The sequence below is a fragment of the Actinophytocola sp. genome (assembly GCF_035942955.1).
GTDB lineage: Bacteria > Actinomycetota > Actinomycetes > Mycobacteriales > Pseudonocardiaceae > DASYTH01.
Genome location: NZ_DASZCQ010000133.1, coordinates 15,109 through 34,373 on the forward strand (window position 1 = coordinate 15,109; position 19,265 = coordinate 34,373).

Here is a 19,265-nt window from a genome sequence, read left to right on the forward strand (position 1 = left end):
ACCGCTAGATCTCGTCGTCGTACACGGTGACCCGGTACGACACGGCCGGCTCGGGCGTCGCGGTGTGCAGCGCGCGGTGGACCAGGCTGCGGTTGTCCCACACCAGCATGTCGCCCTTCTCGAAGGTCTGCAGGTGGATGTTCTCGTGCTGGCAGGTCGGGTCGAGCTGCCCGCTGGCCTCGAGCAGGTCGTGCAGCAGGTCCGGCCGGGAGTTCCCCTCGGAGTCCTCGATGGACGTCGTGAAACCCTCGCTGATGTACAGCATGTTCTCCCCCGTCACCGCGTGCGTCACGACCGTGGGACCGGTCACCGGCGGGGTCTTCGCGTCGATCTCCTCGAGCAGCTCGGTGACCGGGCGGTACACGTCGGAGGGGCGGATCTTGAAGTACCGCCGCACGCTCTGCGTGGCCGTGGTGTCCTTGACGGCCAGCTTCAGGTCCTCGCTCAGCGCCTCGTAGGCCGCCGCCAGGTTGATGAAGTACGTGCCCCGGTTCTTCGCCGGCACCACCTGCGGGTAGATCAGCGTGATGTCGAACGCCCGCGGCATGAACTGGTAGTCCAGGTGCCAGAACTTGCCGGTCTTCGGCACGCCGACCAGCTTGCCGTCCTGCTCCACGTTGGAGGAGACGAAGACCTCCTTGACCTCGGGGTGGTGGTACATCGGCTCGTAGTACGGCTCCACGGTCCCCAGCCGCTCACCCAGCGCTAAGAACTGCCGCGGGTTCAGGTCCTGGTTCTTCAGCACGGCGATCTTGTCGGTGTAGACGGCCTTCTTGAGGGTCGCGATGTCGTCCGCGGAAGCGGCCTCGGCGTCGAAGTCCTCGACGATGACGCCGAACTTCCCTTCGGTCTGCGGGGTAATCCTCATAGCTGCGCCCTTTCCGGGTTCGATACGCTGCCTGCCTGGGAGACAGAGTCTCATAATCTCCACCCGTCAGGTCCACAAATTACCGACCGCCGGACCCGGCAATTACCGCCGAATTCCCGGTCGGTTATCGGTCCCCGTGATGATTTACCCGATGAGCCGTGAAGAAATCATTCCGCGGGAGGGCGCGTGCGATCCGCCGAGCTTGCCGACACAGTCAACCGGCTGGCGCACCACCTGCTCCGGTCCGGAGTGGACCCGGGCCGGCGGGTCGTGAGCTGCGTGCCGCGCGGTGTCGACGCGATCGTCGTCCGGGCCGCGATCATGGCGGCCGGCGCGGTTCCCGTCCCGGTCGATCCCGGTTCCCCGGCCGAGGTTCTCGGCGAGCTGCTGGCCAGGACCGCGCCGGCAGTGATCATCGGATCGGCCGCCGCGGTGGCCGCCTGCCGGGCCGCGCTGCCGAGGAAGTCCTTCGGCGGCATCGCGCTCGACTGTCCCCGCACCCGCATGGCCATCGCGACCAGCCCGGCCACGCCATTCTCAGGAGCCGCAACATGATCCCGTTCAGCGCGCAGCCGACCGAGAAGATCGACAGCCGGGGCGGCCGGTGCATGTACGCCCAGCTGGACCACCTCCGGGCGGCGGCGCCGGCCGTGCCCGTCGAGCTGCCGGAGGGCTTCTCCGCCTGGTTGGTCACCCGGGGCGACGTCGTCCGGTTCCTGCTGACCCACCCGGGCGTCTCCCGCAACCTCAAGAGGAACGTGCCGGGCTACGAGCCGGGCGAGGTGGCGTGGCTGTCGCCGTGGGTGGACGTCGAATCCATGTCCACCGCCGAGGGTCGCGAGCACCAGCGACTGCGCAAGCTCGTCGCGCCCGCCCTCACGCCGCGGCGCATCGACGCCATGCGGCCACATCTGGAGGTCATCGCCGCCGACCTGCTCGACGAGCTGGCGGCCCGGCCGGCCGGCGAACCGGTGGACCTGCACACCGCGTACTCGCAACAGCTGCCCACCAGGATGATCTGCGACCTGTTCGGGGTTCCGGCCGACCTGCGACCGGAGGTGCTGCGCATCCTCCGCGTCGTGCTCAACACCGACGACGTCCCCGAGGAGGAGTCGGCCGCGGTGTACAACGACATGAACGTCGCGATGCGCATCCTCATCGAGGGCAAGCGTCGCGCGCCCGGCGACGACCTGACCAGCTTCCTGCTCGCCGCCAGGGTCGAGGGCGAGGCGCCGCTGTCCGAGCAGGAGCTGGTCGACATGCTCCTGCTGCTGATCGGCGGCGGCAGCCAGACCACGGTGTCGCTCATCGACCACACCGTCCGCGAGCTGCTGGCCAACCCGCGCCAGCTCGCCACCGTGCTCGCCGATCCGGCAAGGTGGACAGACGCGATCGAGGAGTCGCTGCGCGTGCACTGCCCGGTCTCGTCGCTACCCATGCGCTGGGCCAAAGAGGACATCGACCTCGGCGACGGTGTGGTGATCCGCGCCGGCGACGCCATACTGATCAACTACCTCGCGCACGGCCGCGACCCCGGGCTGCACGCGAACCCGGACGTGTACGACATCGACCGGGCGAACAAGGAGCACCTCGCCTTCGGCCTCGGCCCCCACTTCTGCCCCGGCGCCCGCCTCGCCCGCCTCGAGGCCGCCGTCGCCGTGCCCGCCCTGTTCGACCGCTTCCCCAACCTCGCCCTCGCCGTCGAACCCGAGCAGGTCGAACCCCTGCGCTCGTTCATCGCCAACGACGTCGCCGCCCTACCGGTACTCCTCCGCCACCACGCCCGCAACGCCGCGTGACACCGGAACCCGGGCCCGCAGGCCGAACCGGCCACCGTCTTCGAAACCGGCCGACAATTCCCCGCCCAGTGCGGCGAGTCGGTCGGACAGGTTGCGGATTCCGTTGCCCCAGTTGTCGTTGTCCGGGGGTTCGGTCACGCCGTCGTTGACGATGTGCAGGTGGACGGTGTCGCCGTGCCGGCGGATGGTGATCTCACAGCGCTCGCCCTTGCTGTGCCGCAGGACGTTGGTGACGCCCTCGCGGAGGACGGTGGCGAGCACGGTGCTGACCTCGGAGGGGAGGTCGCCGTAGTCGACGTCCAACCGTACGTCCAGATCGGCGGCGGCGAGCAGCGACTCGGTGGTCCGGCACTCCTCCTCGAGCGACAGCTCGTGGTAGCCGCTGGCCACCGATCGCACGTCGGCAAGGGCGTGCCGGGAGATCGCGAGCACCTCGGCCAGCTCGGTGCGGGCCCGGCTCTGGTCCACCATGATCAGCCGGTGGGCGAGCTCGCTCTTCAGCGTGATCGCCGACAGGCTCAGCCCGAGCAGGTCGTGCACGTCCCTGGCGAACCGCAACCGCTCCTCGGCGACGGCGACCTCGGCCAGCTCCCGTCGCGTTGCCCGCAGCTGGCGCACCGAGCGCGCCATCCAGGTCAACCCGAACGTCACCAGCGCGTTGTTCACGGTCAGCACGAGGTTGAACCCGATGTCCCTTGCCAGGAACGCGCCGAGGCTGACCTGCACCCACGCCGTGGCGGCCACGACCGCGACGAACACCGTCCAGCCCAGCGCCGGCCGCAGCGCCAGCAACGCGCTGCCGGCCAGGAAACCGGGCAGCCCGGTCCACGGCACCTGGATGTACAGCAGCGGGACGTACACCAGCAGGGCCTGGGCGGCCAGCAACGCGTAGCTCGCCCGCGGGCGCAACCGCACGCCCGGCCGGCTGAAGTAGGCCAGTTGCAGGAACAGCACGGGAATCAGCGATGCGAGGCCCACCGCGACCGGGCCCGGCGCCGTGGTCTCGTAGACCAGGCGGACCACGGCCTGGGCGGCGAAGCCGCACAGCACCGCGACCACCAGCGCGCCGGCCAGCTTGGTGGCGATCCGCGGGACGGACTCGGTCAGCTCGGCGACCTCGTCCTCGGCCGGCGACCCCGCCGTCACCGGCAGCGTCACGTGCAGCCGGAACCGCCAACCACTGCCGGACCCGACGGTGAGCGTGCCCCCGGCCCGCGCCACCAGCACCGCGAGGTTGTCGAACCCGTCCCGGGCGCCGGACTCCGGCGACGACGAGCCGCCCCCGTCGTGGATGATGTCGAGCACGACCAGATCGTCCTGCTGCCGCAGGCTGATCTCGCACTGCCGCACCTCCTCGTGCCGCAGCACGTCGGCCACCCCCACCCGCAGCACGGCGGCCAGCATCGTGCGGACCTGCGGGGACAACCCGCGATGGTCCAGCTGCATCCGAAACTCCACATTGGATGCCGCGAGCATCGACTCCAGCGACCGGGTCTCCTCGTCCAGCGACATCTCCCGGTAGACCCGGGCCACCGACCGCACGTCTGCCAGCGTCCGCCGGGAGATCCCGAGGATCTCCGACAGCTCCCGTTTGGCTCGCTCCGGATTGCGCTGCAGCAACCGAAGCGCGAGCTCCCCCTTCGGCGCGATCGCCGACAGGCTCAACCCGAGCAGGTCGTGCAGGTCCCTGGCGAACCGCAGGCGCTCGTGCGCGACCGCCGTGGCGGCCAGCTCGTTGCGTGCGTCGTGCAACTCGGTGATCAACCGGGCCAGCCGGGTCAACCCGTATACGTACAGGCCCACGACGATTCCGCCCAGGACGCCGTAGACGACGTCGAGCGGCTGCGGGCCGAACGGGAACCGCGCCAACGTCCCGCCGACCAGGACGGCGGCGAACCCCAACCACGCCACCGCGGGCGGGAAGACCAGCAGCACCGTGCCGGCCACGAAGGCCGGCTGGCCGACCCAGGCGACCCCGAACTGGAGCAGCGGCAGGAAGCCGAGGCAGACCTGCACCGCCAGCGCGGCGTAGGCCTGCGGTGAGCGCAGGTTCGTGCCCGGCCGGCCGAAGTAGAAGTACTGCAGGCCAAGCAGGCCGGCCAGGTAGACGGTGGCCAGTGCCGTCTCACCGAGACTCTTGCCCGACGCCTGCACGAAAAGCAGGGCAACCAGGCCGAAGCCGGAGAAGACCACGGCGACGATCGCCCTGGCCAACGCGGGTGCGATGAGCGCACCCCGGTCCTCGCCGCGGTCGTCGCCGTCGTCCCCGGTGCGCCGGGCGGACCCGGCCGGGTCCGTTGTGGCCACCGAGGACACCATGCTTGCCTCGCTTCAATGATCAGAGGCCCGGATTATAGGTTGCCGATCGGTCTCACTTGATCACATCGGTCACATGAACATCGGGATCGAGTTCAGGTTCTCGTACGGAGTAGGCTCGCGCAGCCGGCCGAGACGGACCGGGACCTCGTGGAGCCGCCCCGGACCCAGCCGCGCCCAGAAGTGCCGCATCCCTGGGACGATCACCTTGACCACGGGCAGGCCGATGTCCGGCCGGGTCTGGTCGAGCACGAGCAGCTCCATGCCGAGCGACTCGACCTTCGACTGCAGGACGGCGACGTCCTCGAGGAGATCCGGCCGCACCACGTAGCCGTAATCCCTCGGGCCCCGCCGGCGCGACACCGGGTCGGGCACCAGATAGGGATGGTCGGCGAGCGTCGCGCTCCGCAGCCAACCGGCCATGTCCGGGTCGTCGCACCGGTAGGCCCCTTCCGATGTGGCCGCGAGCAGCACCGGCATCATCTGGTTCAGCTCGGTCAACGCCCGCCGCAGCGCAAGGCGCGGATCGAGGTGCGCCCCGAAGCCGAGCATGATCTCCTCGGGGGAACGGTCGGCGCGCCGGGACAGCGCCACCATCACCGGGACGTCGAAGTCCGAGGTGAGGTCGAGAACCCAGACCTCGCGCCCCAGTCCCGCGTAGACACCGCGCAGCTCGTCGGTCCACGGGTCGCCGAACGCGTCGAGATCGACTCCCGGCGCGCGGGTGCGGTTGTACCACCACAGCGCCACCGCGTCCCGCTCGATCAGCTCGAGCAGGCCCTGCAGCACGGCATCCTCGAGGCTGCTGCCGGCGGCGTTGCCGTTGGAGTCGGCGTGCAGGTAGTGCGGCCCGGGTTCCTCGGGCGCGCAGTAGTAGAGCAGTCCCGTCGGCAGCAACCGGTGGCGGCCCTCGGTGAACGACCACACCGGGGTCCAGTTCATGATCGCGTCCTCGTCGAACGGCGCGCAGACGTGCTGGAACGGCCCGTGCGCGGCGTTCCATTCGACCCGGGTGCGGTACTGCCGCTCGTCGTAGAGCATGCACGTGTTGGGGTGGATGGCCCGCTCGCCGAGCGAGCGCAGGCTGCCGCGGATCCGCTCCTCGTCCCCCCGGAAGTTGCCGCAGTGCCGCTCGATCGCCTCGCACAGCGCGCTGGCCTCGGCGTGCAGGGCGGTGGTTCCCTTGCCGCCGTTCTCCATTCGCATGGTGGCGCGCAGCGTGCTGAGGTTGCTCACCCGCGCCGCCACGTTCGGGCCGGAGCGGAACGACTGGAAGAACTCCGGCCCGTGCTCGTCCCGCCGGATCTCCTTCACCACACCGGTCACCGGGCTGATCAGGTGCCGGTACCTGGCCAGCACCTGCTCCGGGGTGAGCGAGCGATGCCCGCCGCCGCTGTAGGAGGCCTTACGCCGCGACGTCAGCACGACCGGGCGGTGGGCCTGCTCGCGCATCAGCGCCGGGTTGCCGCAGGCCGTGCACTGCGGGTAGGGGCGCAGCTCGTGATGCTCTCCGCGCAGCTCGAGGCTGTCGAACGTCAAGACGCGGCGCTGGTTCGGGTGGCGGTAGCCGGCCAGCCACTTCGTCGCCTCCAGCGCGACCATGTCCAGGGCCATGGCACTCAGCGCCGGGACGGCCGCGGCCGGGCTGGGCGCCGGGCCGCGCCGGCCGAGTGCCCGCTGGGCCACCGCTTCCGCGTTGCGGTGCGTCCACAGGCGCACGGCAAGGCAGTTCCAGCAGCCGGGCTCGGGTGGTTGGAACACCGGCCCGAGCCAGAGCGTGGCGCCGACCGGCTTGGCCAGCAGCCAGGTCCGGTTGGCCGCCCGGTGCACGGCGTCGATCTCGGCCAGCTCCGGGTTGAGATAGTCGTCGCACAGCACCACGGTCAGCGCGGCCGCCGGTTCCGGATCCCCCTCGGTGGCCACGGTCAACCCGGCCGCTCCCATGGTGCTGCGCGCGGGTTCGAGGTCGACGTTGCCCACCGCGAGCAGCCGCAGCGTCCGGGTGGAGATGCCGGTGACCGCCGCGGCGGAGTCGATTCCGCTTGCGTCCCAGTAGACGAGCGCGCGCTCGTCCACCGGGCTCGCGACGGGCGCGTGCAGGACGACAAGGCCCGCCTCGGCCAGACGCCGGATCAGGCCGGCGACCTGCTCCGGTGTCAGGCCGCCGGGCATGGCGTCCAGCACGGTGGCGATGTTCCGGGTACCGTCCAGCAGTGCCGCGAGGGACTCGACGCGTGAGCCCTTCAGCACCGTCACGCCGCGCTCGGAAAACAGATACGCGCCCTCGCCGGCCGACACTTCGGCACGCAGGTGCCGCTTGAAGCCGACCAGCGATGCTGCTCCGGCCCCGGTGTTCATCACGCGGCTCGCTCGAGTGCGAAGCTCGCTCCGACGATACAGTCGGTCGAGGGGGTGAGCATCGCACCCCGCGGATTGGTCCACTGGTCGAACCGATCGATCGCCAGCTCTACCGTGTTGCCCGGCCGCTCATCGGCATAGCCGAGCCTGGCTAACAGTTGGGTCACCTTGGTGACTGGCTGCGCATCCTCGTTCACACCGAACGACATGATTTGAACTCCCTTTGAGTTACAGTCGAGCCCATTGGCGATGGTGGAATCGTGCGCCGCGCGGCGCCGTCACAGCCAGTGCCCGGCTCACCGGCACAACATGCATTCTTCATGCAGTAGACGGGACTGCCCCACACCGCTTCGTGACCCGGTCACTGTCGAATGGAACGGCTGTCTGGAAGGGTTGTTGCGGTGGATGGCGGCAGCGAGGACAGCCTGGCCGACCGGACCCGGCGAGTGCTTGCCGAGGCCGGATATCTGACCATCGCCACCGTGTCGGCGGACGGCACGCCGTGGTCGGCCGTGCTGCAGTACGCGTGGCTGCCCGATCCGCTGCGGTTGCTGTTCGGATCGGCCGTCCAATCCCGGCACAGCCGGCACATCGCGGCCCGGCCGCGGGTCGGCGGAGCGCTGTTCGTGACCGGCGAATCCCTCACGTCGGTCGACGGCGCCCAGTTTACCGGCCGGTGCGCCGAGCTGACCGCCGACGAGGTGCGCCGCTTCCACGCCACCTTCTACGACGCCGTGCTCCCCGATCCGCAGTCGCGTGCACAGTGGACACTGCCGCCGGCGGCGTTGCTGCCGCCGGCCGACCACCGGCTGTACCTGATCGAGGTCGAGCGCTGGTGGCTGGTCGACACCCGCACCTGGGCACACGACCGGATCGACCGCCGGATCGAGATGCCGTTGGCGGAGCTGAAGGTTGCCTGATGTCAGGCCTCGTCGAGTCCCTCGGCCATGGTCGCCCAGAACGCGGCCTCGTAGGCGCTGACCATCCGTGCCGTCCGCACGGCGTCATCGGGATTCTCGCCGAGGGCCAGTCCCGCCGCCACGGTGGCCTCGGCCGCGTCCAGCAGGCTCTGCGGGGTCTCGGCGAAGAACCGGAAATGGCCGACGGCGTTTTCGGAGAATCCGTACCGCGACCGCAACGCGTCGGCAACGCGGGCGTAGGTCGCTCCGGATTCCGTCACGTTGGCCAGCAAGGCCAGCGCGACCGCGCTGCTGGCGCCGAACAGCGCGGTCTGGGTCAGGTACGCCGGGTACGCCTGGGCGAGCGGCCGCGGCTCGTAGGCCCGCAGCTCCGGCTCCCCCAACCCCATCGCCGCGGCGAAGTCCAGCAGCAGGCGCAGGGCCTGCGCCTCACCCTCGGCCATCGCGAGAAACAGGTCTCCGGCAGGAGGTTCGGCGAAGCGGGAGGCGAGCAGAGCGAAGCTGCGCCGGTCGCTGCCGACGAGCCGGTACAGCTCCCCGGCCAGCCGGCGAAGCCGCTCGGCCGGCGCCGCGCCGTTTTCGAGCAGGTCGAGGAAGCGGTTGCCTTCCGCTTGCTTCGAGATTTCCGCCTGCGCGCGCTCAACCAGTTGCGCCACAACGTGATCCATCAGCCCATAGCAGCACTGGATCCGAGGGAAGTCCAGGCGTGCGAGTCGACGTAGAGCGCGCGGCCAGCGGAGCACCAGGATTTGTTGCCACGCTCGGGAGGTGTGCCGGGATGCGTGCCCCCTTGCCACGGATACCCCCACCTGGTATACAGGTCATATACCCATGGGGGGTATATCTCCACTGCTAGCGCCGCGAAGGAGAGTGCGATGACTTCCGCGAATGCGTCTGCCGGACCGCGGGCCGGACGCCGGGAGTGGCTGGGGCTGGGCCTGCTGGTGCTTCCCTCGATGCTGCTGTTCATGATGCTCACGATCCTGTTCCTGGCGATCCCGCACCTGGCCGCCGACCTGGCGCCGAGCAGCACGCAGCTGCTGTGGATCCTGGACATTTACGGCTTCCTGATGGCCGGTTTCCTTGTCGCCATGGGCACTCTGGCCGACCGGATCGGCCGCCGCCGGCTGCTGACGATCGGCGCCGCCGTGTTCGGCGTCGCGTCGGTGTTCGCCGCCCTCACCGACGATCCGTCGATGATGATCTTCTGGCGGGCCGTGCTGGGCGTCGCGGCCGCCACCGTCGTGCCGGCGACCCTCGGCCTGATCTTCACCATGTTCCTCGACCCCAAGCAGCGCGGCGTCGCGATCGGCGCCTGGGCCGGCGGCATCTCCGCCGGTGTGGCGCTCGGCCCGCTGGTCGGTGGGCTCCTGGTGGAGGCGTTCTCGTGGCGGGCGAGCTTCCTGGTCGCGGTGCCGGTGATGGCCGTCGTGGTGATCGGCGCGCCGCTGCTGCTGCCCCGGCAACGCGACCCGAACGCCGGCCGGCTGGACCTGCTCAGCGTGCTGCTCCTGCTCGCCACCGTGCTTCCGTTCATCTACGGGGTCAAGGCGCTGGCCAAGGACGACTCGCTCGGCATCGCGCTCGCGACGATCGCGGCGGGGGTGGCGTTCGGCGCCGCCTTCGTCGTCCGCCAGCTGCGCTCCGCCACCCCGCTGCTGGACGTACGGCTGTTCGCCAACCGCACGGTCAGCGGGGCGCTGGGGGTGTTCATCCTGGCCGCGGCCGCGCTGGGCGGCATGTACCTGCTGATCACGCAGTACCTGCAGCTCGTCGCCGACCTTTCGCCGCTGGAGACCGGGTTCGCGATCCTGCCCGCCGCGGTCCTGCTGGTCATCGTGTCGATGATCTCCCCGATCCTGGCGCGGCGGGTGCGGCCCGGGTACATCATCGCCACCGGCCTTACCGTGCAGGTGATCGGCTACCTGATGCTCACCCGGGTGGACAGCGCCACCGGGCTGCCGCTGCTGATCGCGGGGTTCATCGTGCTCTACCCGGCCGTCAACCCGGCCATGGCGCTGACCACCGACCTGGTCGTGGGCTCGGTCCCACCCGAGAAGGCGGGCGCCGCCTCCGGCCTGAGCACCACCGCGAACGACCTTGGCATCTCCCTTGGCATCGCGCTCATCGGCAGCATCGGCGTGGCCAGCTACCGCGGCGCCGTCACGCTTCCCTCGGGGTTGCCGGCGGACCTGGCCACGACGGCAACGGACAGCATCGACGGCGCCGTCGCCGTGGCCGCGGCACTGCCCGCCGAGCTGGGCGCGGCCGTGCTGGAACCGGCCCGCGCGGCCTTCACCAGCGGGCTCAACCTCGGCGCGGTGGTGGCGGCGGTGGTCGCCGCCGCGGGCGCGGTCCTCGCGGCGGTCCGGCTCCGCCACGTCCCACCCACCGGCTCGGCGGCGTCCGAGCGGGAGCCCGAGCCGGCACCGGCCGAAGTGGACGCGGCATAAGGGAAACCGGCTCGACGGCGGGAGACGGCAGTGGACATCGCGAGCTTCGGCAGGGAACTGTTCTTCGGCCGGCTCCGGATCGACCTCCTCGACCCGCCGTCGGGCTTTCCTCGGCTCGACGAGGAAAGCGAGGCGTTCCTGGAGCGGCTGCGCACGTTCTGCGCGGAGAAGGTCGACTCCCGGCTGATCGAGCGGGAGGCCCGGATCCCGGATGAGGTGATCAACGGCCTGAAGGACATCGGGGCGTTCTGTATCAAGATTCCCGAGGAGTTCGGGGGGCTCGGCCTGCCGGGCGTCTGCTACCACCGGGCGCTGATGATCGTCGGCACCGTCCACTCGGCACTCAGCGAGCTGCTCGCCGCGCACCAGGCCATCGGCCTGCCCCAGCCGATCACGCTGTTCGGCACCGAGGAGCAGAAGCGCGAGTTCCTCCCCCGGTGCGTGCGGGAGATCTCCGCGTTCGTCCTCACCGAGCCGGACATCGGCAACGACCCGTTCCGGATGCACACCACGGCGGTGCCGGTCGGGGACGGCTACCTGCTCAACGGCGTGAAGTCGTGGGCAACCAACGGGGTTCTCGCCGACCTCCTGGTCGTCATGGCCATGGTGCCCGACTCTCCGGGTGCCGGCGGCATGACCGCGTTCGTGGTCGACGCCCGCGCCGCCGGGGTCACGGTGGAGCACCGCGGTTCGTTCCTCGGCCTGCGCGGCCTCGAGAACGGGGTCGTCCGGCTGCACGACGTCGTGGTGCCGGCCGGCAACCGGATCGGCGCCGAGGGTTCCGGCCTGGAGATCGCGCTCGCCGCGCAGGACACCGGCCGGCTCTCGCTGCCCGCGGTGTGCGCCGCCGCGGCCAAGTGGAGCCTGAAGATCGCCCGGGAGTGGTCGCGGGTCCGGGTGCAGTGGGGCCGGCCGATCGGCGAGCACGAGGCGGTGGCCGGCAAGATCGCGTTCATCGCCGCGACCGCGTTCGCCCTGGAGGCCATGGTCGAGGTGTCCGGCTGGCGGGCCGACACCGGCCGGTTCGACACCCGCACGGAGGCGGAGCTGGCCAAGCTGTACGCCTCGGAGCAGGCCTGGCTGATCGCCGACGAGCTGGTGCAGATCCGCGGCGGCCGTGGCTACGAGACCGCCGAATCGGCGGCGGCGCGCGGCGAGCGCGGCGTCCCGGTCGAGCAGCTGCTGCGCGACCTGCGGATCGGCCGGATCTTCGACGGCTCCAGCGAGGCCCTGCGGGTGTTCATCGCCCAGGACGCCATGGCCGCCGACCCGGTCCGCGGGTCCGCGCCGGAGCCGGGGTACGCCGGCTTCGGCCCGCTGGCCCCGCACCTGCGGTTCGCCGACCAGGCCAGCCGCACGCTCGCCGGCCAGCTCGACCGCGGCCGGTCCCGCTGGCCGGCCGAGATCGACGACCGGCAGCTGTTCCTCGGCCGAATCGTCGACATCGCCGCCGAGCTCTACGCGATGAGCGCCAGCTGCGTCTACGCCAGGGCCCGCTCCGACCACCACGACGCCGCCACCGACCTCGCCGACGCGTTCTGCCGGCAGGCCCGCCGCCGGGTGGCCGAGCTGTTCAACCGCTTGTGGCACAACACCGACGAGCCCGACACCGCCCTCGCGAGGGCGGTCCTCGCCGACCGGTACACCTGGCTGGAAGCGGGCATCCTCGACCCCTCGATCGAGGGCCCGTGGATCGCCGACCCCACCCCCGGCCCATCCCGACGCCCGAACCTCCACCGCACCGTCTGACCCCACACCTGTGGACAACCACCCCGCCCACCTGTGGACAATCCCCACCTCAAGATCATCCGCAATTCCTCACCGGTAAACTGCCCACGAACCCACCCCCCACCCCAGATCGGGGTGGGGGCTGAGTAGGGGTATGGGGGAGATCAACTGGAGGGGAAGATCAACTGCGGGGTCGGCGGAGCCCGGCTAGGCCGGGCGGGTTTCGATGATGGAGAGCGGGCCGGCGGCTCTGAGGGCGACGGACTTCACGGCGAAGCCGGTTTCGGCGAGCAGGGTGCGGAAGTGGGCCTCGGTGCGCTCGCGGCCGCCGGAGTTGACGAGCATGTTCACGTCGGTGAAGAACATGATCGGGTCGCCGGGGGCCGCGCGTTCGGGGAGGAGGGAGCCGACGATCAACAGGGTGGCCGTGGGGGGCATGTGGGCGCGGCAGGTGCGCAGGATCGCCTTGGCCGGCTCGTCGTCCCAGTCCTGGAAGACGCTCTTGATGAGGTACAGGTCGCCGTTGGCGGGGATCGACTCGAAGAAGTCGCCGGCGACGGCCTCGGCGCGGTCGGCGAGGCCGGCGTCGGCGAGGACGCCGTCGGCCTGGGCCACCCCGCTCGGGCTGTCGAAGACGATGCCCTTCAGGTGCGGGTTGGCGCGGAGGATGGCCGAGATGAGCGTACCGTCGCCGCCGCCGACGTCGACCACCGTGGTGACGTCCGAGAAGTCGTAGGCCGCGGCGATCTGGCCGGCCGAGAGCCGCGCCTCCTGGCTCATCGCCTGGTTGAACAGCGCGGACAGCTCGGGGTTGTCGGCGAGGTAGGCGTAGATGTTGGCGCCGAAGACGTGGTCCCAGCCGGACTCGCCGGTGCGCACGGAGTGCCCGAGCCCGAGCCAGGCGCGGAAATGCGACTCGTGGCAGAACATTCGGGTGAACGCGTAGAGCGAGTCGGGCGAGTCGGAGCGCAGCAGGTCGCCGATCTCGGTCAGGCCGAACCGGCCGGGCGCCGGCTCCGTGGTGATCCCGACCGCCGCGAGCAGCCGCAGCAGCCGGCGCAGCGAGGGCTCGTGCGTGCCGGTTTCCCTTGCCAGCTCGGCACTCGTGCACACCCCACCGTGGATGCGGTCGGCGATCTCGAGCTCAGCCGCGAGGCCGAGCGCGTGCGCGGTCATGTACCCGCCGATCCGCTCGATCAGCGCGGCGCGGTTGCGCATCTTCTCGCTGGACATCAGGCGCACCTTTCCCTGAGTTGGTGGCGAACCCAGACGTTGGGTTCGATGTAGACGGCGTGGTCGTGCTCGACGCTGACCTCGACGGGGTTCAGCGCTCCCGGCACCGTGACCGGTCCGCTGGTGTCGAACGGCAGGCCGGTCCAGCCGCGCCACTGGGCAAGGCTTCCGGAGATCGTCATCGACACCGGGCAGATCTTGAGGATCCGCCCGCCCTCCCGGACGTGCACGCGCAGCCAGGGATCGCTTGGCAGCCCGTCCGGACGGGTGCGCGCGACGTACTCGGCCATCGGCACGAGCGGCTCGAGATGCTTGTGGCTGGGCCGAACCGGCACGACCACGTCGGTGTAGCCGGCGCGGCGGGCGTTGTCGGCGAGCGCGGCGAGGGTGTACCCGGACAGGTTGCGGGCCCGCTGCCCGGGCACCACGGCGACCTCGAGCGCGCACAGGGTGGTGAGCTCGGCGCCGGCGTGGGTGTCGAGCAGGCTCTGCCGCAGCATCTCGTCCCAGCCGGTGTCGGGCAGGCTGCCCGGCTCACCGTCCCAGGCGAACGGCACGCTCACCGCCCGTGCGACGGCCTCGTCGCCGTCGAGCACGAGCAGCTGGTGCCGGGCGTGCCGGTCGAAGGCCCAGGTGATCAGCACCGGCTCGGGCCGGATGTACTCCGGCCAGTGCGCCTCCATGGTGAGGATGGCGTCCCTGAGGTCGGGCCGGTCGGCGAGGGTGACGACGCGAAGGTCCATCTCAGGCCGCCAGCCTGCGGGCCGGCCGCGGGTCGGCGGGCAGCGCGCCGCCGGCCCCGGCATGGGTCGCCAGCAGCTCGAGGTAGCTCTCCCTGGCGATGGGGCACGCGCCGAGGAGCTTGGCGTGGTCGCCGTCGTGCTGCACGTCGACGGCGATCCCGCCGCTCTCGGCGAAGCGCCGCACCAGGTCGACGACCGCGACCTTGCCCGCGCCGCTGCGCAGGGTGAACTGCGAGTCGGCGCTGAACACCCCGCCGATCCGCACGCCGAAGGTGCCGCCGACGAGGTCGTCGCCGTCCCAGACCTCGACGCTGTGCGCGTGCCCGGATTCGTGCAGCCGGCACAGGCTGGCGACCAGGTCGTCGGTCAGCCACCGCGGTTCCCGGCCGGCCCGGCAGTTGCGCACCACCCGCTCGAAGCACGTGTCGACGGTCGTGGTCCAGTCCACCTTGTTGCGCAGCTGCTGGCGCAGGCTGCGCTGGATCCGCGCGGAGCGGACCGGGATGACCGGCCGGGGGTCGGGCGAGCACCAGGCGACCGCGTACGGGTCGGCGCCGCCGTCGAGCACCGTGATCTGCCCGGCGGCGATCCCGATCTCGGCGGTGATCTCGTGCAGGAGGCGCTGCTCCTCGGTGTCGGCCGGGAACGGGTACAAGCCGTGCCGGTAGGCCTCGAGCAGCGTCGCCGGGGACAGGTCGTCGTGGAACGCGACCGGCCCGTCGGCGGCGGCGCCGGACAGGTCGAGGGATTCCCATGGGGTCGTGACGCTCGTGGCGGGTCGGTTCATCGTGGCGCTCGCAGGAAGTCGATGGCGGTCAGGTAGCGGATGTAGCGGTCGAGCATCTCGGTGTCGACCGGCGGGATCTCGATCCCGCTGCCGCGGAGAGCTCTGTCCACATTGGTCCGGGTGAACACCGGGAACGTGGTCTCCAGGTACATCTCCGCGACGCTTATCTGGCCGGTCGCGCACCGGTCGATGAACAGCGGCGCGAACGGCGTCATGGGGTGGTCCGGCTGCTCCACGGCGATCTTGACCAGCTGGTCGAGCCACTGGCTCCAGGACACCTCCCGGATCGGATAACCGTGCGCGCGCAACCGATCCGTGAGCTCGGCGACGTTGACCTTGCCGGGATTGGTCAGGTGGTAGACTTCGCCGGCCGGCAGCGCGCTCGCGGCGATGTGCGCCACCGCGGCCGCGAACCGGTCCACCGGCGTGTAGTCGAGCGGGAGCTCGGCGACCGGTGCGGTGCCGGTGTCGACGATGAACCGCTTCATCGCGCACATCTCCGTCGCGGTGTTCCACGCGCCGGTCACGCAGTCGCCGGAGATGTCGGCGGCCCGGTATACGGCCACCGGCAGGCCCTTGCGCGACGCGTTCTTCAGCAGCGCCTCGGCCACCCACTTGCTTTCCACGTAGCCGACCGACAGGTGGTCGGCGTAGGCGGCCGGGGTGTCCTCGCTCACCTGCCGCACCCCGGCCGTCCCGAACCCGGCGATCACCGCCATCGTGGAGGTGAAGTGCACCGGGATGTTGCGGTACCGGCCGGCCATCCGGATGACCTCCCGGGTTCCGTCCACATTGGCCGGACGCATGTGCGAGTACGGGTAGATGAAGTTGACCAGCCCGCCGGGATGGTGGATGACGTCGACGATGCCGGCCAGCCGGTCGAACTCCACTTCGGACAGCCCGAGCAGCGGCTTGGCCAGGTCGCCGGCCAGCGGAACGATGCGGCCGGTCGCGTGGTAGCCGGCCAGGTCGTCGCGCAGGAAATGCGTGGCGTTGGCCTGGATGCGCCGCAGCGCCTCGTCGCGCTCGTCGGCCCGCACCAGGCAGTGCACCACCGCGTCGGTGCTGGCCAGCAGCTCGCGCAGCAGGTAGATGCCGAGGAAACCGGTGGCGCCGGTGAGCAGGATGTGCGCCGGGTCGTGCCAACGCGGCGGATCGGTCACCGACCGGGCGATCGGGACGTCCAGCTCCGCCTCGGCGTCGAAGTCCACCCGCTTCCTGGTGTCGTCGCCGTCGAGCGTTCCCGCCCGTGCGGCCTGGACTGCGTTGGCGAAGCTGCGCAGTGTCGCGTCCTCGAGCAGCAGCCGGATCAGCGGGCGCACCTGGGTGATCAGCACGCCGAAGGTGGCGCGGACCTTGGCGAGCAGCTCGGCCGCCAGGATCGAGTTGCCGCCGAGGTCGAAGAAGTTGTCCGTCGGGTTGACCCGGTCCACCTTGAGCACCTGGCGCCAGAGCCTGGACACGCCGCGCTCCACAAGGGAGGTCGGCGCGACCAGCGTGGTCGGCGGGTCGGCCGCCGCGTCCGCCGCGGCCGCCGGCTCGGTGACCGGCGCGGGCAGGGCCTCGAGATCGACCTTTCCGATGGGCGTCAGCGGCATCTCGGGCAACCGCACGAACGACGTCGGCACCATGTATGCGGGCAGGTACCGGCCGACGAACTCGCGCAGCTCCCGGCCGGACAGCGAGTCCGAGACATGGCCGGGCATCGTGTAGTAGGCGGCCAGCCGCGACTGCCCGTTGCGCTCGTAGGCCTTCACCGCGACGTGGGCGATCAGGTCGTGCGCGGCGAGGGTCGCCTCGATCTCGCCCGGCTCGACGCGGAAACCGCGGATCTTGACCTGCCGGTCGGCCCGGCCGACGATCTCCAGGTTCCCCTCGCGCGTCCAGCCGCCGAGATCTCCCGTGCGGTACATGCGTTTCCCGGGCAGGAACGCGAACGGATCCGGCTGGAACCGCGCGCGGCCGGACACCTCCTCGGAGAGGTATCCGCGGGCCACGCCGGGGCCGCCGATGTAGACCTCGCCGCGCTCCCCCGGCGCGGCCGGCCGAAGCTCCTCGTCGAGAACGTAGACGAAGGTGCCCGGCAGCGGCTGGCCGACCGGGGCCGCGCCGCGCTCCGGCAGCACCTCCTCGGTGAGCTCCATGGTGCACGAGGTGATCGTGGTCTCGGTGAGCCCGTAGGCGTTGACCAGCCGCACATCGGGCAGCAGCCGCAGCGCGGTCCGGCAGTCCTCGGCCCGCATCGCGTCGCCGCCGACGATCATCAGCCGCACCGGCAGGTCGCTGGGATTGCCGGCGAACTCCGACAGGAAGCTGCGCCAGTAGGCCGGGGTCAGGTCCATCACCGTGACGCCGTGCCGCCGCAACCGGTCGGCCAGCTCGCTCGGCGCCCAGGCCAGGTCGGGCAGCACGAGCGTCGCGCCGGCCAGCAGGGTGATCATGATCTGCTCGATGGAGGTGTCGAACGACAGCGCGGCGAACTGGAGAACCCGGTCGGCCCGGGTGATCCCGTACCGGTCGGTGACCGCGCCGCACAGGTAGCTCAGCGAGTCGTGGGCGACCGCGACACCCTTGGGCGCTCCGGTCGATCCCGAGGTGTAGATGATGTAGGCGACGTCCTCGCCGTCCGCCGCGGCCTCGGGCGCCACCGTCGGGCAGCCGGCGACCGCGCCGGCGTCCGGGGTCACGGCCAGCACCGGAAGATCGGCGAAGCGCGGGTGGTCGCGCTCGTGCGCGATGACGGTCGCGCAGCCGGTCTCCTTGACGAACGTCGCGATGCGACCGCCGGGCGCGCCGGGTTCCACCGGAAGGTACGCCGCGCCCGCCGTCAGGGTGGCGAGCAGGCCGACGATCGTGTCGATTGACCGTTCCAAGTGGACCATGACCACCGAGCCCGGCCCGGCTCCGCCCTGGCGCAGGAAGTGTGCCAGCTGGTTGGCGCGGCGCCCCAGCTCGGCGTAGCTGATCTGCTGATCTCCGCACACCACCGCGATTCCGTCGGGTTGCGCGGCGGCGCGTGCGGCGAACTGTTCGTGGACAAGCGGCTGCCTGCAAGCGTTCATGGAGTTCCCCGTAGCTTGAGCCTCTTTCGGGAGATGACTCAACCGTACGAACGCCCCTCGACCTTCGGTCGCAGCCCGCTGGCATCCGAATGGCGCCACGGGTTTTCTTCACATCCGGACGTGAATCCCTCCCGGCCGCGGCTGAAATCCGCATGACCGGCCAATGACCGCATCATGGTCGCCGTTGGGCGGCGCTTGGGTAGCTTTGAGGCAGGATCCCAGCCAGCTCATGATCGGAGACGTGTGCCATGACCGAGATCCGCCCAGCGGTCGCGACGAAGACCCGCACCATGCCCGGACGCCGATTCTGGCTCCACTTCCTGGAGATGGTCGTGGCCATGGTCGTCGGCATGATCGCCCTGGCCCCGGTCTGGGATCTGGCCGTCGACGCCCTCGGCTGGTCCGACCTGTTCGACCGGCCCGACCTGGCCGCCCTGGTGATGGCCACCAACATGACCATCGCCATGACCCTGCTGATGCGCTACCACCGGCACGGCTGGGTCCCGTGCGCCGAGATGGCCGCCGCGATGTACATCCCCTTCGTGGTGCTCTTCCCGCCGCTGTGGGCCGGACTCCTCAGCGGCATGACCCTGATGATCGTCGGCCACATCCTGATGCTCCCCGCCATGCTCGCCGTCATGCTCTGGCGCCGCGAGGAGTACAGCATGGACCACCGCGCCCACCGCTCGCAGAGGTAACTGGCCGGTGGTGGAGCGGAACCGGAGGCGGGGTTTGCGCGCCTCCGGTTCCGGGCCGGGTGGCCGCCGGGCGCTGGGTGATCAGGTTGCCCAGGCCTGGAAGCGGCGGAGGCGGAGGCTGTTGGAGACGACGAACACGGAGCTGCCGGCCATGATCAGGCCGGCGAGCATGGGGTTGAGCAGGCCGAGCGCGGCCAGCGGCAGGGCGGCGACGTTGTAGGCGAAGGCCCAGAACAGGTTGCCCTTGATGGTGCCGAGGGTGCGGCGGGACAGCCGGATGGCGTCGGCGGCGGCGCGCAG

Annotated in this window: 16 protein-coding genes; 6 read left to right on the forward strand and 10 right to left on the reverse strand. The window is 70.8% G+C overall.

Annotation, left to right across the window (positions count from 1 at the left end):
* Nucleotides 1–4: 4 nt before the first annotated feature.
* Nucleotides 5–868: a (3R)-3-[(carboxymethyl)amino]fatty acid oxygenase/decarboxylase gene (scoE, locus tag VGX25_RS13525; protein ID WP_326918093.1), complete on the reverse strand. Its 864-nt coding sequence runs from the start codon at nucleotides 866–868 to the stop codon at nucleotides 5–7.
* Between the two features lie 186 nt (nucleotides 869–1,054).
* On the opposite strand from scoE, the gene VGX25_RS13530 reads away from it, so the two are divergent.
* Both VGX25_RS13530 and VGX25_RS13535 read left to right on the forward strand, forming a co-directional pair.
* Nucleotides 1,055–1,423 carry an AMP-binding protein gene (locus VGX25_RS13530; protein WP_326918095.1) on the forward strand — a complete coding sequence of 123 codons (369 nt, stop codon included), beginning with the start codon at nucleotides 1,055–1,057 and terminating at the stop codon, nucleotides 1,421–1,423.
* Nucleotides 1,420–2,667 carry a cytochrome P450 gene (locus VGX25_RS13535; protein ID WP_326918097.1) on the forward strand — a complete coding sequence of 416 codons (1,248 nt, stop codon included), beginning with the start codon at nucleotides 1,420–1,422 and terminating at the stop codon, nucleotides 2,665–2,667. The genes VGX25_RS13530 and VGX25_RS13535 overlap by 4 nt, the downstream gene beginning before the upstream one ends.
* Here the strand turns inward: VGX25_RS13535 and VGX25_RS13540 are convergent.
* The 3 genes from VGX25_RS13540 to VGX25_RS13550 all read right to left on the reverse strand — a co-directional run bounded on the left by VGX25_RS13540 (nucleotide 2,626) and on the right by VGX25_RS13550 (nucleotide 7,550).
* Entirely contained in the window at nucleotides 2,626–4,974 is a 2,349-nt protein-coding gene (locus VGX25_RS13540; protein ID WP_326918099.1) for a sensor histidine kinase, read from the reverse strand. The two genes, VGX25_RS13535 and VGX25_RS13540, sit on opposite strands and share 42 nt — an antisense overlap.
* 81 nt (nucleotides 4,975–5,055) lie before the next feature.
* Complete coding sequence (locus tag VGX25_RS13545; protein WP_326918100.1) at nucleotides 5,056–7,341, reverse strand: TOMM precursor leader peptide-binding protein; 2,286 nt, start codon at nucleotides 7,339–7,341, stop codon at nucleotides 5,056–5,058.
* Nucleotides 7,341–7,550, reverse strand: a complete 210-nt coding sequence (locus tag VGX25_RS13550; protein ID WP_326918102.1) for a hypothetical protein — start codon at nucleotides 7,548–7,550, stop codon at nucleotides 7,341–7,343. The genes VGX25_RS13545 and VGX25_RS13550 overlap by 1 nt, the downstream gene beginning before the upstream one ends.
* A 192-nt stretch (nucleotides 7,551–7,742) precedes the next feature.
* Between VGX25_RS13550 and VGX25_RS13555 the strand changes: the two genes are divergently transcribed.
* Nucleotides 7,743–8,261 carry a pyridoxamine 5'-phosphate oxidase family protein gene (locus VGX25_RS13555; RefSeq protein WP_326918103.1) on the forward strand — a complete coding sequence of 173 codons (519 nt, stop codon included), beginning with the start codon at nucleotides 7,743–7,745 and terminating at the stop codon, nucleotides 8,259–8,261.
* A 2-nt stretch (nucleotides 8,262–8,263) separates the two neighbouring features.
* On the opposite strand, the gene VGX25_RS13560 is transcribed toward VGX25_RS13555, so the two are convergent.
* Nucleotides 8,264–8,917, reverse strand: coding sequence for a transcriptional regulator (locus VGX25_RS13560; RefSeq protein WP_326918104.1), 654 nt, complete (start codon nucleotides 8,915–8,917; stop codon nucleotides 8,264–8,266).
* A 219-nt stretch (nucleotides 8,918–9,136) separates the two neighbouring features.
* On the opposite strand from VGX25_RS13560, the gene VGX25_RS13565 reads away from it, so the two are divergent.
* On the forward strand, nucleotides 9,137–10,714 hold the full coding sequence (locus tag VGX25_RS13565; protein WP_326918105.1) for an MFS transporter: 1,578 nt from the start codon (nucleotides 9,137–9,139) through the stop codon (nucleotides 10,712–10,714).
* 30 nt (nucleotides 10,715–10,744) lie between these two features.
* A complete protein-coding gene (locus VGX25_RS13570) occupies nucleotides 10,745–12,463 on the forward strand; it encodes an acyl-CoA dehydrogenase family protein (protein WP_326918107.1) in 1,719 nt (572 codons plus the stop codon).
* A 186-nt stretch (nucleotides 12,464–12,649) separates the two neighbouring features.
* Here VGX25_RS13570 and VGX25_RS13575 read toward each other — a convergent pair whose 3' ends face one another.
* The 4 genes from VGX25_RS13575 to VGX25_RS13590 are packed head-to-tail and all read right to left on the reverse strand — an operon-like array spanning nucleotide 12,650 to nucleotide 18,267.
* Nucleotides 12,650–13,675, reverse strand: a complete 1,026-nt coding sequence (locus VGX25_RS13575; protein WP_326918109.1) for a methyltransferase — start codon at nucleotides 13,673–13,675, stop codon at nucleotides 12,650–12,652.
* A complete protein-coding gene (locus tag VGX25_RS13580; protein ID WP_326918110.1) occupies nucleotides 13,675–14,418 on the reverse strand; it encodes an N-acetyltransferase in 744 nt (247 codons plus the stop codon). Before VGX25_RS13580 ends, VGX25_RS13575 begins: the two co-directional genes overlap by 1 nt.
* A gap of 1 nt (nucleotide 14,419) precedes the next feature.
* On the reverse strand, nucleotides 14,420–15,205 hold the full coding sequence (locus VGX25_RS13585; RefSeq protein ID WP_326918111.1) for a leucyl/phenylalanyl-tRNA--protein transferase: 786 nt from the start codon (nucleotides 15,203–15,205) through the stop codon (nucleotides 14,420–14,422).
* A complete protein-coding gene (locus tag VGX25_RS13590) occupies nucleotides 15,202–18,267 on the reverse strand; it encodes an amino acid adenylation domain-containing protein (RefSeq protein ID WP_326918112.1) in 3,066 nt (1,021 codons plus the stop codon). Before VGX25_RS13590 ends, VGX25_RS13585 begins: the two co-directional genes overlap by 4 nt.
* A gap of 248 nt (nucleotides 18,268–18,515) precedes the next feature.
* Here VGX25_RS13590 and VGX25_RS13595 point away from each other — a divergent pair, with 248 nt between their 5' ends.
* Nucleotides 18,516–18,965, forward strand: a complete 450-nt coding sequence (locus VGX25_RS13595) for a hypothetical protein (protein ID WP_326918113.1) — start codon at nucleotides 18,516–18,518, stop codon at nucleotides 18,963–18,965.
* A gap of 81 nt (nucleotides 18,966–19,046) precedes the next feature.
* Here VGX25_RS13595 and VGX25_RS13600 read toward each other — a convergent pair.
* The coding region (locus VGX25_RS13600) for a hypothetical protein (protein ID WP_326918115.1) at nucleotides 19,047–19,265 on the reverse strand (219 nt) is incomplete at its 5' end.

Coding starts and splice junctions, on each gene's coding strand:
- scoE (WP_326918093.1), bottom strand. CDS start 868: ATGAGGATTACCCCGCAGACCGAAGGGAAGTTCGGCGTCATCGTCGAG.
- VGX25_RS13535 (WP_326918097.1), top strand. CDS start 1,420: ATGATCCCGTTCAGCGCGCAGCCGACCGAGAAGATCGACAGCCGGGGC.
- VGX25_RS13545 (WP_326918100.1), bottom strand. CDS start 7,341: ATGAACACCGGGGCCGGAGCAGCATCGCTGGTCGGCTTCAAGCGGCAC.
- VGX25_RS13550 (WP_326918102.1), bottom strand. CDS start 7,550: ATGTCGTTCGGTGTGAACGAGGATGCGCAGCCAGTCACCAAGGTGACC.
- VGX25_RS13565 (WP_326918105.1), top strand. CDS start 9,137: ATGACTTCCGCGAATGCGTCTGCCGGACCGCGGGCCGGACGCCGGGAG.
- VGX25_RS13575 (WP_326918109.1), bottom strand. CDS start 13,675: ATGTCCAGCGAGAAGATGCGCAACCGCGCCGCGCTGATCGAGCGGATC.
- VGX25_RS13580 (WP_326918110.1), bottom strand. CDS start 14,418: ATGGACCTTCGCGTCGTCACCCTCGCCGACCGGCCCGACCTCAGGGAC.
- VGX25_RS13585 (WP_326918111.1), bottom strand. CDS start 15,205: ATGAACCGACCCGCCACGAGCGTCACGACCCCATGGGAATCCCTCGAC.
- VGX25_RS13590 (WP_326918112.1), bottom strand. CDS start 18,267: ATGAACGCTTGCAGGCAGCCGCTTGTCCACGAACAGTTCGCCGCACGC.
- VGX25_RS13595 (WP_326918113.1), top strand. CDS start 18,516: ATGACCGAGATCCGCCCAGCGGTCGCGACGAAGACCCGCACCATGCCC.